We start from the raw sequence: 14931 nt of genomic DNA, 5'->3' as shown, positions 1-14931 counted from the left end.
ATGGATCCCGATAACGAGCGCGTCATCGAACGACCCGACGATCTGACAGCGTCGTGGCTGAGCGGGGCGCTCGGTGCCGGCACTGTCACCGGTTTCACCGTCGAGCGCATCGGCACCGGACAGATGAGCGAGTGCTACCGCGTCGTGCCGACGTACGCCGCGGCCGGCGGCCCACCATCGGTAGTCCTCAAGGTCGCGGCCACCGACCCGATGAGCCGGCAGACCGGCCGGACATTGGGCCTCTACCAACGTGAGGTCCGGTTCTACCGCGACATCGCGCCACGGCTCGATGGTCCGGTCGCCCCCTGTTACCACGCGGCGGTAGACGTGTCGACCGGCGCATTCGACCTGCTGCTCGGCGACGCTGGGCCGGCCGTGGTCGGCGACGAAATCGCCGGCGCCACAATGGAACAAGCCCGGCTTGCGGTCGCGGAGCTGGGACGGCTGCACGGGCCGGCGCTCGGCGACGCGACGCTGGCCGACGCGCCGTGGCTTAACCGTGACGCCCCGCTGAATCAGGCGATGATCGCTTCGCTCTACGGCAGCTTCGTCGAGCGTTACGGCGACCAGATCGCGCCCCGATGCCGGGACGTGTGCGACCGGCTGGTCGCCGCTTTCGACGGCTACCAACAAGGCGCTCAAGGCGCCATCCAGGGACTCGTACACGGCGACTACCGTTTGGACAACCTGCTTTTCGGCGAAGCCGGAGCCGACCGGGCGTTGACGGTCGTCGACTGGCAGACCGTCTCCTGGGGTCCGGCGATGACCGATCTGGCGTACTTCCTGGGCTGTGCGCTACCGACGCCAGATCGCCGGGCCCATTACCAGGACCTGCTGCGGACTTATCACCAAGCGCTGGGGCCCGAGCCGCCGATCAGCCTGACCGAGGTTGCCGAAGGTGTCCGTGGCCAGAGCTTTTTCGGCGTCATGATGGCAATCGTGTCGTCGATGCTGGTGGAGCGCACCGAGCGGGGTGACCGGTTGTTCATGACGATGCTGCAACGCCATTGCGACCACGTGCTGGACACCGACGCGTTGGCAACACTGCCGGCCGCCGAGCGACCCGAGCCGCTGCGGCCTTCGGACGACGACGAACTCGCCCACCCACCGACCGACGAACCGCTGTGGAGCGAGAGCTGGTACGCCGACTTCGTCGACGCGCCACAGGGATTGGGCGGCTGGTTCCGTCTCGGCCGGATAGCCGATCAGCACACCGCATGGGTGCATGCGCTGCTATGCGGACCCGACATGCCGACCGTGGCCGTCGTCGACGTCGATGTCTCGCTGCCCGACGACCCGTGGACGGTGCGCACCGACGCCATCGAGCTGGGTCACGCCGTCGGCGCACCGCTGCAGACGTATCGCGTCGACCTGCAGGCGCGCGGTCAGGCATATGCCGACCCCGCGGCATTGTTGCGCGGGGAGCCCGGAGATCCGGTCGAGGTCACGATGCGCCTGGTGTGGACCACCGACGGCCGTCCTTATCGGTATCGAATGACGTCGCGCTACGAAATCCCTTGCACCGTATCGGGAACCGTCACCGTCGATGGGACCGGCTACCGCTTCGACTCCGTTCCCGGGCAACGCGACCACTCCTGGGGCGTGCGCGATTGGTGGGGCATGGACTGGATGTGGAGTGCCGTGCACCTCGACGACGGCACCCACCTGCACGGTGTCCGAATCCAAATCCCGGGCGCACCGGCCTTCAGTGTCGGCTACGTTCAGGACGCTGACGGGCTACTTACCGAGCTGCAGACGGTGAGCATTCAAGATAGCTTCGGCCCCAACGGTTTACCACTGCGCGCGATACTAAGCCTAGATCCCGGTGAGCTGACCGTGGACGTCGAGGTACGCGCGCACGCACCGGTGCGGCTGGTGGCCGTCGACGGGCGGGTAAGCCAATTCCCGCGCGCCTGGGCCGCTGTCAGCACCGCCGACGGCCGCAGCGGTGTGGGCTGGCTGGAATGGAATCGCAACCAGGCATGACCACGGCGCGCGCGTCGATGCGTTGTCCCATTGTGGTGATGGGTGTTTCCGGGTCCGGCAAGTCGACGGTGGGCGCTGCCCTCGCCCGGCGGCTGGGCATGCCGTTCCTGGATGCCGACACGCTGCATCCACCGGCAAATGTCGCCAAGATGGCCACCGGCCAACCGCTGGACGACGACGATCGCTACCCCTGGCTGCGACGGGTGGGGGAGTGGCTGGCCGCCCACCGGGACGGCGGCGTGGTCAGCTGTTCGGCGCTCAAACGGAGCCACCGCGATCAATTGCGAGCGCATTGCCCGCAGCTGCGATTTCTGCATCTGAGCGGCTCGGCGGAACTGATCGCCCGGCGGCTGGCCGGCCGAACCGAGCACTTCATGCCGGCTGCGCTGCTGCGCTCGCAGCTGGACACGCTGGAGCCGCTCGCCGGCGACGAGTCGGGTGTCGTCGTGGATCTAAGGGCTCGCGCAGTAATTAGGTAGGTGGTGTCGGGCGTGTCGGGGTGTGGTGGGCGGTGAGTGTGTAGTTCCAGTCGCCGTGGAATTGGTGGCGGTGTAGCTGGGTGGCTTGCAGGGCAGCGATCTGTTTGTCGGTGATCTTGATGCCGCGGGGGTAGGTGGTGGTGTCGAGTGCCGCGTTTACGGTTAGTCCGGTGGATGTGGTTGTTGCCCTGAGGGTTTCGATGATCACCTCGTGGGATTCCAGGGGTCGTCCGCGCCAGTTACGGCTGATCGCGGAGAACAGCCGGTGTTCGATCTTGTTCCATTTGGAGGTGCCGGGCGGCAGGTGGCAGACGGTGATGTCGAGTCCGGCCTCGGTGGCGAAGGCGGCGAGTTCGGTTTTCCACAGCCGCAGCCGGGATCCGTTGGAGCCCCCGGAGTCAGCCGTGATCAGCAGCTTGTTTGATCCGGGATAGCTGATGGCGCCCATCGTGGTCCACCAGCGGCGGATCGATTCCACGGCGAACTGGCCAGTGTCGGCGTCGGTGCCGACGTTGACCCAGCCGGTGTTGGCGCCGACGTCGTAGACCCCGTAGGGAGCTACCTTGCCCAGCTGTTTGTCGGCGAAGTCGTGCACCTGCACCTCGCGCGGTGACCCGGCGGGCTCCCATTCGCGGCCAGCGGCTTTGTAGTTTCCGACGAGTTCCTTTTTCTTGGTGTCCACGCTGATCACCGGATCCCCGCCGGCCTGGAATCGTTCGACGAGGGTGTTGAGATATCCGAACTGGGCATCCCGATCCAGATGCTGGGCGCCTTCAATGGTTTTCGAGTTCGCCTGCAGGCTGTAACCAGCCTGTTTGAGCAGCTTGGACACCGTGCGCGCAGACACCCGATGCCCCCTGGCGGCTAGCTCGGCGGCCAGCTTGGCCGTCGATTTGATCGTCCAGCGCAACGGTGACTCCGGATCACCCCGCGAGACCGGATCCACTAGCGCATCCAGCGCGGTGAGCAGGTCGGGATCGGTCACCGCTATCGGTGGGCGCCCCGCACCTGGCCGGCGCACCCGCCCCGGAATCGGTTCGTCGGAATCCAACTCGCGCGCACCCTGCGCCACGGTGTCTGGATGCACCCCACCGGCCGCCGCGACCAGCTTTGAACCGTCCCGGATTTTATGCGCACCTTCCTTTGAGGGAAGGATGGCGCGATGGCGATCAGGTACGACGAGAACACCAAGGCCAGGGCGGTGCGGCTGGTCCGCGAGCACCGCGATGACTACGACAGCGAGTGGGCGGCGATGCGCGCGATCTCGGGCCGGCTGGGGATGAGCCCGGAGACGCTGCGCAAGTGGGTGCGCCAGGCCGAGGTCGACGCCGGTGAGGCAGCTGGGGTCTCAAGCGAGGAGAAGCGCGAGCTGCGTGAGCTGCGCCGCAAGAACCGCGAGCTTGAGCAAACGGTCGAAATACTCAAAGCCGCAACGCATTTCTTCGCGCGGGAGTGCGACCCGCGACACCGCTGATTTGCGAGTTCATCGACGAACACCGCGAGGACTTCGGGGTCGTACCGATCTGCCGGGCGCTGGCCATACACGGCGTGCAGATCGCCCCGCGCACCTTTTGGGCGCGCCGCGCATCTGCGCCGTCGAAACGGGCCCTGTGGGACACCACCATCACCGAAATCCTGGCCGGCTACTTCGAACCCGACGCCGAGGGCAATCGCCCGCCAGAATCGCTGTATGGCAGTTTGAAGATGTGGGCGCACCTGCAACGCCAAAACATTGCGGCGGCCCGCTGCACGGTGGAACGAATCATGCGCCGCTATGGCTGGCGCGGTGTGACCCGGGCGCGGCGACCGCCGCGCACCACCGAGGCCGACCCGACCGCAGCCCGCGCGCCGGACCTGGTTGGGCGGCGTTGGCGGGTGACCGCGCCGAACTTGCTGGAGGTGGCAGAATTCACCTATGTGGCGATGACCGGCGGGTTCGGCTACACCGCGTTCGTGATCGACGCCTACGCCGGGTTGATCGCGGGCTGGGAGTGCTCGCTGAGCAAAACGACCGACTTCGTCGAACGCGCGCTGCGCCACGCCGCGGCCTATCGGGCCCGCCAGGGCCATCCGTTCGATGACACGATCCATCACAGCGACGCCGGAAGTCAATATACCGCAATACATTTCGGTGAATCGTTGATGTTGGCCGGGCTCAAGCCCTCGATCGGGACCGTCGGGGACGCTTTGGATAACGGATTGGCCGAAACTACGATCGGGCTCTACAAAACCGAGTGCGTGCGCGAGGGTTCTCCGTTTCGCAGCGGGCCTATCGACACCCTGGCCGACCTGGAGAACATGACCTCGGCGTGGGTGAGCTGGTACAACACCTCCAGGCTCATGCACCGCCTGGGCCGGCGCCCACCCGCAGAAGCCGAGGCCGACTACTACGCGCACCCGCTAACAACGTAAAGAGGGCGGGGAACGTTTATCCTAAACCCGTTGCGCAGTAACCGAAAGAGCTGGCCGATCCCGCCCCACATCCGCCAAAGCATGCTCCGGTCCTCGGCGCCGTCAAGCAAACTACGCTTGACAGCACCTGCGGGGCCGGAGCACCGCGAAAGGCGGGCGGCAATCGGAGCCAGGAAAATGGATCAGGGTCCACGTACTACGCTCACCGTCAGATCGGACACCCCCGGTCACACAAAACGAGGTGTGCATCAAACCCGGGATGCTCCACTTGATTCCACCCCGACCCAACACCGTGGCCTCCGCGCCGAGCAACAACCGCCACGCCCGCTCATCGAGATGCGGGCGGATCAACGACAAACGGGCGGCGACCCGATCGGAGTCCACAGCAAGCAGCGTCATACCACAAGTGTGAACAAACCAAACAGAAAAACCTAAGCAATTACTGCGCGAGCCCTAAGTCAGGACGTCGATGCGATCGTCGAGCGCTTCCTGGCTAGCTCCGGCGGCGCTTACCCTGGCGCTTGACCTGCTCACGTGCGGTGTCGGCCAGATCGCTGCCGCGTGCCACCGCCGTGTCGGCGAGCTGGGAACCCTGGTGACGCACGGTATCGGCGAGTTCCAGGCGGCGCTGCCGGGCCTTGCTGGCCAGCTTTTCGCCCCGGGCGCGCGCCGCCTCGGCCAGCGGCGCTCCTTTTTCGGCCGCGGTACCGGCCAGATGGCGGCCGCGTTCCAGGGCGGCTTCGGCGTAGGGCGCGCTCTTTTCGGCGGCTGTCTCGGCCAGCTCCCGGCCACGCTCGGCTCCGGCCTTCAGGCCGTGCACGATCTTGTCGCCGAGCTCTCCTAGCTCAGTGCCCAGTACGGTGTCGTCGGATCCCGGCAACGTCGAGGACACCGCCTCGGAGAGGCGGCTCGCCGCGCGCCGGCCGCGCCACGCCAACGACGGCTTGCCCGCGGTGTCCGCCGAGGCGATGATCAACCCGCCCAGCAGGCTCAGGTCGGTCAGGAATTCGCGCCGCTTCTGCGCCTTGACCGCCGGATCGGGTTCGCTCCAAAACATATGGGCGCCAAGGTTGCCCGGAATCACGGTCAGCGCCAGCGCCGCCGAGGCGAAACGAGGTAGCCGGCCGGTGGCCAGCAGCACGCCACCCCCGATCTGGACGGCCGCGTTGATCTGAGCGAACGTCTCGGCATTGGAGGGAATGCTGCTGCCGACGGGATCGGGCAGCGTCCGCAATCCGCTCACGGTGGGCTGGGCGGCTTCCGCCGCGGGTTTCGGGTTGAGCAGCGACTCCACTCCCTGGCCGATGAACGCCGCTGACAGCATGGGTCGGGCGATTCTGCGAATCAACATGGGCGGGGTATTCCCCGGTCCGGGTGCCGGCAAACCGGCCGGGCCGTCGCCGCAGCCCCAAGCAGCCCGCAACCGCTGGGATTAGGGTGGACAACGTGCGAGCACTGATCATCGTCGACCTGCAGAACGATTTCTGCGAAGGCGGCTCGGTGCCGGTGGCGGGCGCCGACCGATTGGCCCGGGCGATCAATGACTATCTGGCCGGCCGGCCCGGTTACCGTCACGTGGTGGCCACCGAGGATTTCCACATCGATCCTGGCGACCACTTCTCCGACCGGCCGGACTATTGCTCGTCGTGGCCAGCGCACTGCCGCGCCGGAAGCCGCGGCGCCGACATCCATCCCGACCTCGACACCGGCCAACTCGAGGCCGTCTTCCGCAAGGGTGCCTACGGCGCCGCCTACAGCGGGGCCGAGGGTGTCGACGAGCACGGCACCACCCTGGTGGATTGGCTGCGGCAACGCGGGATCGACGAGGTCGACGTGGTCGGCGTCGCCACTGATCATTGCGTGCGGTGCACCGCCGAGGACATGGACCGCGCCGGCTTCGCGACTCGGGTGTTGGTCGACCTGACCGCGGGAGCGTCGGCCGACACCACCGACGAGGCGCTGACGCAGCTGCGCACCGCCGGCATCGCATTGATCCGGACCCGCTGATGGCGCTGCCGGATCGCGACGATCTCCTGGCCGCTGTCGAGCGGTCGCCGCGGGCCGCCGCAGCGCACGACCGCGCCGGCTGGGTAGGGCTGTTCACCGGCGACGGCCGGGTCCAAGACCCGGTGGGCTCGCAGCCGCACGTGGGCCACGAGCAGATCGGCCGCTTCTTCGACACTTTCATCGGTCCGCGAGATATCAAGTTCCACCGAGACCTCGACATCGTCTCCGCCCCGGTCGTCCTGCGCGACGTCGAACTCGAGGTGGAGATGGCACCCGCGGTGACGATGTTCGTTCCCGCCTTCTTGCGCTACGACCTGCGAAAGGTCAACGGCGACTGGAAGATTGCCGTTCTGCGGGCGTACTGGGACTTGCCGGCGATGATGCTGCAGTTCCTGCGGAGCGGAACGCCGGCGATGTCGCCGGCGTTGAAGCTGTCGCAGGGGCTGTTGGGCAATCAGGGCCTGCGCGGCACCGGCGGCTTCCTGGCCGGATTCCGCCGGGCGGGCGCACGTCGCCAGAAACTGGTGACGACATTTCTCGACGCGGTCGGGCGCGGTGACACCTACGCCGCTGGGCGTGCGCTGTCGCCTACTGCGGCAATGACTTTGGGTGATGACGAGGTACTGGACCCGGCCGAACTAGCACAACAGCTCCGTGGGGTCAGCTGGACGAAGATCAACGGCGCCGGATCAACGGTCACGGTGTCGCTGGCATCCGATCATGGGCGCGGGATCATGTTCGCCGAACTGCCGTGGCACGGATGGCGCGGCAATCTGATCAACCGGATCCGTTACTTCCCGGCGTGATTCGGTGGGGGCGACGGTAGCGGTCACAGATCGCTGCGCACGGTGTGCGCCGCGGCGACCGACATCTGGGCGACCTCCTCGATGAGGTCGTTTCGGGACACGGTCAGCTTTCCGTCGAGCCAACTGGTGACGGCCTTCGCGGTGCCGGCCACGATCACCAGTGTGGCGAGCCGCAGCCGATGGTATTGGCTCTGGTCGCTGCCGGTCCCGGCGAGCAGCAGCTGGGTAAGCAGCTCGGCGAGTTCGTGCTCGGCCCCGCCGACGGTGTCTTTGAGCAGCTCGCTGCCGATCAGCTCGGTGAACAACCGCGCCTTGCGGGGATCATCGGTCAGCACCGTGATCACCCGACCGATACCCATCCGCGCGCGATCTATCAGCTCCGTGGCGGAATCTGTCATCGAATCGAGAACGCCGCTGCTGATTTCGGCGAGCAGACCCTGCGCCAGGGTCACGAACAGCTCGTCGCGGGTCCGGAAGCTTTCATAGAAGTACCGCTTCGACAGGCCGGCCTGCCGACTGACCGCCTCGATGGTCGTCGCCGCCATCCCGACGGTGCCGGCAACTTCCAGGCACCCCTCGAGCAACTGATTTCGGCGCAGGTCGCGTCGTTCCGCTGCGCTGACGCCGCGAAATGGCCTCACGACGCGGATCACGAAGTCATCTTGACACAGCATCGTGCTGCCCATGCTGCCTGGAGATGCTCGCGCCGTCCGTGTGAATTAGTGACTTTCGGCCCTACGGCCAAAACGTGACACCTGTCAACATTGTCGGAACCGTCCAGTTCCTACTTTGTGGCAGGGGACCCGATGCCGAGCCTTCCCACGATGCCGCGGGTTACCCTGTTCCGCCCGAGGAAACCCAATCCGGTCGTCCTGCCGCGGCCCAACGGCCCGTCGCGGCGATGGGGGCAATCCCAGACGACGTCGGCGCGACGACCCGTTCGGGTTGTCGAGGTCATCCGCGAGACCGACGATGCGGTGACGCTGGTGCTGGAGGTCACCGACGGGCGGCCGGTCGAGTTCCGCGCCGGGCAGTACCTGACGCACTGCTTCGACGTCGACGGCGTGACCGTCAAGCGCGCCTATTCGATCAGCGCGCCTGAGGGCGATCGACTGGCCTGCACCGTCAAGGCGATCGACGGCGGCGTCGTGTCAGGCTTCGTGCACCGCAACGTCGCTGCCGGATACGAGTACACGGTGCTGGGCCCATCGGGTGATTTCGTGCTTCCCGACATTGACGAAAATAACGCGGTGCCACTGGCGTTCCTGGCCGCCGGCAGCGGGATCACGCCGGTGATCGGCATGATCGAAACCGCACTGCGACAGTCGGCGGAACGCGAGATATCGCTGGTGTACGCGTCGCGGCGGCAAGGCGAGATCATCTTCGAGCGGCGACTGTCAGCATTGGCCGCCAGCTATCCGCGGCTGCGGGTGTTGCACGTGCTCTCGCAGCCGGCGCCGGCGTGGCCGGGAGAGGCCGGACGGCTCACCGGCGAACGTGCCGCCACGCTCTTGGCGGCAGGCTCGGACACCCAGGTATACCTCTGCGGCCCAACGGAATTGATGGACGTGACCACCGCCGCGCTGACGCGCGGCGGTGTCGACGCCGGTCGCATCCATCGAGAGCGGTTCTATGCGGCGCCCCATCACACCCGCACGCTGCCGACCGAACCGCACGATGTGGAGTTTCGCGTTACCGGTCGCACCGTCACCCAGCAGCCGGGCGAGACGATTCTGGAGGCGGGTCTGCGCAGCGGATTGAAGCTCAACTTCAGCTGCACCGTCGGCGGTTGCGCCGCATGCAAACTCAAAGTGATCAGCGGCGCGGTGGCCGTCGACGAACCGAACTGTTTGAGCGACCAGGAACGATCCGCTGGCCACATCCTCAGCTGCTCGGCCTACGCCCAAGAAAGCGTCGTCCTCGACGCCTAAAACCCCAGGAGGTTGGAGATGACTTCGACTGTGAAGACTTCGGTGGAATCGATGGTGCGCGGGCTACCGATCAAGGCGCAGAACAAGATTCACCAGACCCTCGACAGTGTCGGGTTGATGCTGTCGGTGCAGAACCCGAAAGTTGCCGTCTCCATGGCGCCTTCGGCGGTGCGGGGACTGGTGCTGGGCAAAGGCAAGCGCGGCGATCACGTGGATATGCCTGCCCACCACAGTGCGCACTTTCGGCTCAATTACCAAAGCGACTTCGCCGAGATGTATGACCTCTATCGTCGCGCGGTGTCCAAGCAGTGGGACGGTGACGCCGACCTACCGTGGGACCTCGACGTCACCCCCGACAACCCCGACGCGCAAATCCTGCCGCGCAGCTTCGTGCCGTTCAAGGAAATCGAGGGATTCGGTGTTCGGCTGACGGCGCTGGAGGAGCGCCAACTGACCTGGGACATCGCGGCGTGGCTGCTCAGCCAGTTCATGCACGGTGAGCAGGGCGCCCTGTTCGCTTCGGCTCAGGTGACCGAGTGCGTGCATTGGACCGACGCGAAGCTCTACGGAGCAACCCAGGTCATGGACGAGGGCCGGCATCTCGAGGTGTTCCTGCGCTATCTCGACACCAAGCTCGAGAAGATCTACACCGTCAACGACAACCTCTTCGTCCTCATCGACGAGCTGATGACCGACGGCCGTTGGGATTTCAAGTTTCTCGGTATGCAGATCATGATCGAGGGCCTGGCGCTCGGCGCGTTCACCACCATCTTCCAGCAGACCCGTGAGCCGCTGCTCAAACAGCTGCTCAAGATGGTGATCCAAGACGAAGCCCGCCACGTGCACTATGGCGTGCTGGCGTTGCGCGACCACATCACCCAGAACATCTCGGAAAAGGAGCGGCGCGAGCGCGAAGACTGGGTCTATGAGGTGGCGCTGCTGATGCGCAACCGGTTCCTGATGCACGAGGTGTACGAAGAGTGGTTCTCCCACAAGGTGCCGCTCAGGGTCTGGGACCAACAGATGCTGGATTCGCCCAGCATGGTCAAGTTCCGCAGCATCATGTTCGAGCGGCTCATTCCCAACCTCGAATACATCGGGCTGATGAGCGACCGGATCAAGACCCATTACGAAAAGTCCGGGCTCACCCAATATCTGGGCGGCAAAAACGCCACCCAGCTCACCGAGGACGACCTGACCGTCGACGCGGGCGCCGGTTACGACGCCGACGAGATGCCGGCCGAATTGCAGGAGTTGGCGGCGGGGGCCGCGCCCTCGAGAGTCGGATAACGGATCGGGTCGGGCCGCTTGTTCGACCGTCACCGTCGTGTCACCGACAGGCGTCCTACCGGAATGTGACGGCAAGTACGCACACGTCGTCGTCGCGTGGCGGCGGCGCCAGAGCTGCGGTGAGGCTCTGGCACGCCTCGCGCAACGAGGTATGCGCCCGCCAGCCGGTGACGAGTTGCTCAGCCTGGGCCAGCGCCTTTTCGATGTCGTGGCCACGCCGGTCGATCAGGCCGTCGGTGTACATCACCAGGATGTCGCCGGCTTCGATGAGCGCCTGGTCCTGCTCGTAGGCGGCGTGACGGCGCGGGCCTAACACCGGTCCACGCCCCCCGCCGAGCCGGACGACCTTGCCAGTGCCGCAACGGCGCAGCAGCGACGGCGGATGACCGGCGGAACCGTAATGCAGCACGCCGGATCCGGGGTCGAAGATCGCCACCGTCATGGTGGCGAACTTCCCGTGGCTGGCATGGCCGGTGAAGATGTTCAGTTCGGCAAGCAGCTGGGACGGCGGCAGCCCCTGAACCGCCAGTGCTCGCCCGGCCGCGCGGAGCTGGGCCATGTCCTCCACCGCCGCCAGACCATGGCCCACCACATCACCGACCGCCAGGTAGGTCCGGTTCTTCGGCAGCGACATCGCGTCCCACCAGTCCCCGCCCAGGCCATGAGTCACATCGGCGGGCTGGTAGCACACCGCCAGGTCCAGGCCCGCGATCTCGGGCGGACACGCCGGCAGCACGGCCGCCTGCAGCACCGCCGCCCGGGTGTGCTCGTCAGCGTAGGCACGGGCACGGATCAGTGCTTGGGTGACCATGGACGCCACCGCGGAGACGAACGAGCGCTGGGTAGCGTCCAGCGGCTGGGACCGGCTCCACACCAGCTCCAACACGCCGATGCGGGTTTGGCCGACGGTCAATGGCCACACACCCACCGAGGCAATGCCGGCCGCCATCGTCCAGTGCGCGGTGTCGGGGTAACGCCGCTGATACTCAACTTCGTCGCGGATCAATACCGGGATCCCGGTGCCCATCGCGTCGGTGGCCGCGCACGACTGAGTCAACGGCAGGCCATCGGCAAACTGCGTCACGATGGGCGGCAGCTCGCCGGCCATGTGCATCCAATGCAGCGTGTTGCCGTCGTCGCTGAGCAGTCCCAGCGCCAAAGCATGCACCCCGGCATACGTGCGCACCTCCACGGAGGTGGCCCGACCGATCTCCTCGGGGGTCAGCGCGGCCGCGAGTGACTCGCCCAGCCGCGCCAACGATTCCAGGCGGGTCCGTTCGCGCTGTTCGGCCTGTCGCTGCCTGATCGCGGAGATCCGTCCAGCGGCTTCTTGGCCGATCAGCAGGGAAACCAACATGATGACCGCGATAAATCCCTGTGTGGCAGCCAGCCGGGCCGGCCCCGGCAGCGGCGCCGCGGCAAACGCGCCCCGGCCGGCGGCGGTCATGTAGTTGGCCGCGACCGCCAACACCGCGCTGGCCAGGGCCGCGCCGATAACCTCCAGCCGAAACGCCGCCCAGGCCAGCACGGGCAGCAGTAACAACGCCGGTGGTGAACGAATCGAAAATGCGGCCACCGACAACGCGGCGGCAAGGACGACCACCAGCGTCGTTTCCACCCGCCGGGCAGCCAGGAGCTGGCGCTGGCGCGGCCACAGAAGCGCCGGTGCACCGACCACCAACGCACCCAGCCCGTCGGCGGCCACCCAGCGCGCCACGCCACCTGGCCACCAGATTCCCGCGTACGCCACACCGACCACCGCACCCAGCAGCCCGCCGACCAACGGGCCCAACACACATGCCCCGGCGACATAGCGGGCAAGATCGGTGCGCCGCCGCAGGTCCGGCGCACCCCCACACCATGCTCGGACCAACGACGCACCCACCAACGGCTCGATCGCGTTGGCCGCGGCAAGCCCGGCAGCCGCCAACATGTCCATCCCGTGGTGCGCATCGACCACAAGCTCGGCGGCCACGATCGCGGCGACGACCGCCGCCCAGCGCGCCCGATTGGTCAGCAGCATCGCGGCCACCGTCACGCCCGCGGGCGGGAAAAACGCGAATCCCACCGCGGGACCGAAAGCCTGCCACGAGTCCGCGCCCGCCGAAGCTCCGACCGCGGCGATGCCCGACGAATGCCACGCCAATTCCGCGCCACCGCCGTAGAGCACCGCGACCACGCCGAATAGGCCCGCGATCGACCACCAGTCGGCGAGGCGATGTCGGGGGCGTGGCCGGAGCCCAGCCGGCGGCGACGGCGGAGTCACCGGCACTGTGAACCTCCCGCGAAGCCGATGGGGTTGCTGATGCCCGTTCCGCGGGCGTTATCGGTGCGACGGTGCTTGGCGCTATCGCGCATTTCGCTCCTGTGCCGGTCGTCCGGATCGCACTGCTGGCCGCGGGCCCCGATTACCCAGCTAAGCCAACCAACCGCACTGCCGACAAATCATCGGCCATCGTCGGATGGCGCGTCAACAAGAAAAACAGCCGCCGCGGGCATCTCTGAGCAAACACGCCGGCCTGTCGTCGGCGCCGCAATGCCGCCGAGGGTGCGCCGAAGGCGGTGTGGATCGGTGGGCCGGGAATGACTTCCCAAGTGTTGCAACAATTCTGCCAACCGGGCACTCGGATATCTCGCCGACAACCCACGACGATGACATAAGGTCGGCACAGGAGTCGACGCCCAGAACCGGGAGCAACATGTTCGACAAGCCGTTTGCGCGGCGGCGCCTGTTGCGGGGAGCGGGTGCACTCAGCGTGGCGTCGTTGGCGCCGTGGCCCGCCGGGTGTGCCTCCGACGACGACGCCTTGACCTTCTTCTTTGCAGCCAATCCCGACGAAGCGGACGCTCGGATGCGCATCGTCGAGGAGTTTTGCCGCCGCCACCCCGACATCAAGGTGCGGACCTTGCTGTCCGGTCCGGGGCCGCTGCAGCAGATATCGACGTTCTGCGCCGGCGGCAAATGTCCCGATGTGCTGATGGCGTGGGAGTTGAGCTACGCCGGATTGGCTGACCGGGGTGTGCTGCTGGATCTGAACACCATGCTGGCGCGGGATCCCGGCTTCGCCGCCGAGCTGTCATCGGACGGCATTGGGCCACTGTATGAGACGTTCACCTACAACGGCGGCCAATACGCCTTTCCGGAGCAATGGTCGGGAAATTACCTGTACTACAACAAGCGGCTTTTCGCCGCGGCCGGCATTCGGCCACCGCCCACCAGTTGGGAGCGGCCGTGGACTTTTGCCGAATTTCTCGACGCGGCTCGCGCGCTCACCAAGCGCGATGCCGCGGGACGGGTCAGCCAGTGGGGGTTTGTCGACACCTTCGTCCCGACCCTCTCCGCCGGACTGTTCGCCATGAACAACGGGGTGCCGTGGTCGTCGCCGAGAATGAACCCGTCGCATCTCAACTTCGACAACGCCGCCTTCATCGAAGCCGTCCAGTTCTACGCCGACCTGACCAACAAGCACCAGGTGGCGCCCACCGCGTCCGAGCTGCAGTCGACGGCCACGCCGGAGTTGTTCTCGCGGGGCATGGCGGCGATGGCACTGGGCGGGCACTGGCGCTACCAGACGTTCGACCGCGCCGGCGGCCTGGATTTCGATGTGACCGCGCTGCCGTTGGGCCCACAGGGGCACGCGCCCCGCTCCAATATCGGCGCCACCGGATTGGCCATCGCTGCCAGTTGTCAGCGCCGGGAGCAGGCCTGGGAGTTCGTCAAGTTCGCGACCGGACCCGTGGGTCAGGCGTTGATCGGCGAAACCAACCTTTTCGTGCCGGTCGTGTGGTCTGCGATCAACTCGGCCGGATTCGCCAATGCACACAGTAGGGTTGACAATCTCGCCGTACTCACCGGAGGACCGAGCCATTCCCAGGGCCTGCCCATCACCCCGGCGTGGCCGAAGGTCTACGCCCTGATGGAACGCAGCATGGGACCGGTACTACGCGGATCCCGCCCGGCGATATCGCTGACCGGGCTGTCGCGAGCCGTCGATGAGGTGCTGCGCGGCCCGTGACATC

General features: G+C 66.6%; 12 protein-coding genes and 1 other annotated feature. Of the genes, 8 read left to right on the top strand and 4 right to left on the bottom strand.

The genetic code is table 11. The features are described 5' to 3' along the window. Positions 1-1986: a DUF7064 domain-containing protein gene (locus B4U45_RS01785; protein ID WP_075549072.1), complete on the top strand. Its 1986-nt coding sequence runs from the start codon at positions 1-3 to the stop codon at positions 1984-1986. Then, positions 1965-2465, top strand: coding sequence for a gluconokinase (locus tag B4U45_RS01780; protein WP_183155007.1), 501 nt, complete (start codon positions 1965-1967; stop codon positions 2463-2465). The genes B4U45_RS01785 and B4U45_RS01780 overlap by 22 nt, the downstream gene beginning before the upstream one ends. On the opposite strand, the gene B4U45_RS01775 is transcribed toward B4U45_RS01780, so the two are convergent. Then, positions 2458-3687: an ISAzo13 family transposase gene (locus B4U45_RS01775; RefSeq protein WP_219859291.1), complete on the bottom strand. Its 1230-nt coding sequence runs from the start codon at positions 3685-3687 to the stop codon at positions 2458-2460. The two genes, B4U45_RS01780 and B4U45_RS01775, sit on opposite strands and share 8 nt — an antisense overlap. Between B4U45_RS01775 and B4U45_RS01770 the strand changes: the two genes are divergently transcribed. After that, positions 3628-4877, top strand: a protein-coding gene (locus B4U45_RS01770) for an IS3 family transposase (RefSeq protein WP_219859290.1) whose coding sequence is annotated in 2 segments (ribosomal slippage) — positions 3628-3901 and positions 3901-4877 — 1251 coding nt in all. Because the reading frame shifts where the segments join, the coding sequence is not laid out codon by codon here. The genes B4U45_RS01775 and B4U45_RS01770 overlap by 60 nt on opposite strands. Further along, positions 3899-4028, top strand: a sequence feature (AL1L pseudoknot). It overlaps the preceding gene by 130 nt. 493 nt (positions 4878-5370) lie before the next feature. On the opposite strand, the gene B4U45_RS01765 is transcribed toward B4U45_RS01770, so the two are convergent. After that, the gene (locus B4U45_RS01765) at positions 5371-6228 is read right to left on the bottom strand and encodes a DoxX family protein (RefSeq protein WP_075547934.1); all 858 of its coding nucleotides are present in this window, start codon (positions 6226-6228) and stop codon (positions 5371-5373) included. A 95-nt stretch (positions 6229-6323) separates the two neighbouring features. On the opposite strand from B4U45_RS01765, the gene pncA reads away from it, so the two are divergent. Both pncA and B4U45_RS01755 read left to right on the top strand, forming a co-directional pair. After that, complete coding sequence (gene pncA / locus B4U45_RS01760) at positions 6324-6884, top strand: pyrazinamidase PncA (RefSeq protein WP_075547945.1); 561 nt, start codon at positions 6324-6326, stop codon at positions 6882-6884. Further along, positions 6884-7690, top strand: coding sequence for a ketosteroid isomerase family protein (locus tag B4U45_RS01755; RefSeq protein WP_075547933.1), 807 nt, complete (start codon positions 6884-6886; stop codon positions 7688-7690). The genes pncA and B4U45_RS01755 overlap by 1 nt, the downstream gene beginning before the upstream one ends. Before the next feature lie 23 nt (positions 7691-7713). On the opposite strand, the gene B4U45_RS01750 is transcribed toward B4U45_RS01755, so the two are convergent. Beyond that, positions 7714-8343 carry a TetR/AcrR family transcriptional regulator gene (locus B4U45_RS01750; RefSeq protein WP_158006359.1) on the bottom strand — a complete coding sequence of 210 codons (630 nt, stop codon included), beginning with the start codon at positions 8341-8343 and terminating at the stop codon, positions 7714-7716. A gap of 171 nt (positions 8344-8514) precedes the next feature. On the opposite strand from B4U45_RS01750, the gene B4U45_RS01745 reads away from it, so the two are divergent. Together B4U45_RS01745 and B4U45_RS01740 are read left to right on the top strand one after the other, a co-directional pair. Next, positions 8515-9621: a 2Fe-2S iron-sulfur cluster-binding protein gene (locus B4U45_RS01745; protein ID WP_075547932.1), complete on the top strand. Its 1107-nt coding sequence runs from the start codon at positions 8515-8517 to the stop codon at positions 9619-9621. An 18-nt stretch (positions 9622-9639) separates the two neighbouring features. Then, positions 9640-10911 (top strand): ferritin-like domain-containing protein, encoded by a 1272-nt coding sequence (locus B4U45_RS01740; RefSeq protein WP_075547931.1) that lies wholly within the window; start codon positions 9640-9642, stop codon positions 10909-10911. A gap of 55 nt (positions 10912-10966) precedes the next feature. On the opposite strand, the gene B4U45_RS01735 is transcribed toward B4U45_RS01740, so the two are convergent. Further along, positions 10967-13177, bottom strand: coding sequence for a PP2C family protein-serine/threonine phosphatase (locus tag B4U45_RS01735; protein WP_244899338.1), 2211 nt, complete (start codon positions 13175-13177; stop codon positions 10967-10969). Positions 13178-13610: 433 nt separating this feature from the next. Here B4U45_RS01735 and B4U45_RS01730 point away from each other — a divergent pair, with 433 nt between their 5' ends. Continuing rightward, positions 13611-14927 (top strand): ABC transporter substrate-binding protein, encoded by a 1317-nt coding sequence (locus tag B4U45_RS01730; RefSeq protein ID WP_075547929.1) that lies wholly within the window; start codon positions 13611-13613, stop codon positions 14925-14927. Positions 14928-14931: the final 4 nt, after the last annotated feature.

Source organism: Mycobacterium persicum (assembly GCF_002086915.1).
Classification (GTDB): domain Bacteria; phylum Actinomycetota; class Actinomycetes; order Mycobacteriales; family Mycobacteriaceae; genus Mycobacterium; species Mycobacterium persicum.
The sequence above is the reverse complement of the archived record's forward strand: the minus strand, read 5'-3'. Positions and strand labels throughout refer to the sequence as shown.